Annotated in this window: 1 protein-coding gene; it reads left to right on the forward strand. The window is 67.4% G+C overall.

Annotated features, from left to right (window positions below):
- Positions 1 to 141: 141 nt before the first annotated feature.
- Positions 142 to 546, forward strand: a 405-nt coding sequence (locus KUM32_RS42820; protein ID WP_217146951.1) for a DEAD/DEAH box helicase family protein, incomplete at its 3' end; no start/stop codon positions are given.

A 546-nucleotide genomic window follows, 5' to 3' on the forward strand; every position in this document is an offset into this window, starting at 1 on the left:
GCTCATGCCCGCCCAGTTCCTGGCGCAGCTCGCCGAGCGGGTCGTGGTGGGTGAGGACGGTACGGTGTCTGTTCCGCCCTTCACGCCGTCCCGGTGATTTCCCGAAGCGGTCAGGAAACGAGTCAGGGGGAGGATTTCTAAATGCCGGGTATTCAGCTCAAGGAACACCAGGTTGACCAGAAGGCGGCTTTCCGCAAGTGGGTGGGATTTCCTGCAAGGTCATCTGCGCCCCCGCGGGGTGCCCGTGCCACGATCGTGTCAGCGACCGGCTCGGGCAAGACGATCACGGCCGTCGCGTGCGCGCTGGACAGCTTCCGGGACGGCCGGATCCTCGTGACGGTGCCGACCCTGGACCTGCTCGTGCAGACCGCCCAGGCGTGGCGCCTGGTGGGCCACACCGCCCCGATGATGGCAGTGTGCTCGCTGGAGAACGACGCGGTCCTGGGCTCGTTGGGTGTGCGCACCACCACGAACCCGATCCAGCTCGCTCTGTGGGCCGGGTCCGGGCCGGTCGTCGTGTTCGCCACGTACGCCTCTCTCGTGGAC

This window comes from Streptomyces sp. AC627_RSS907 (genome assembly GCF_019049165.1).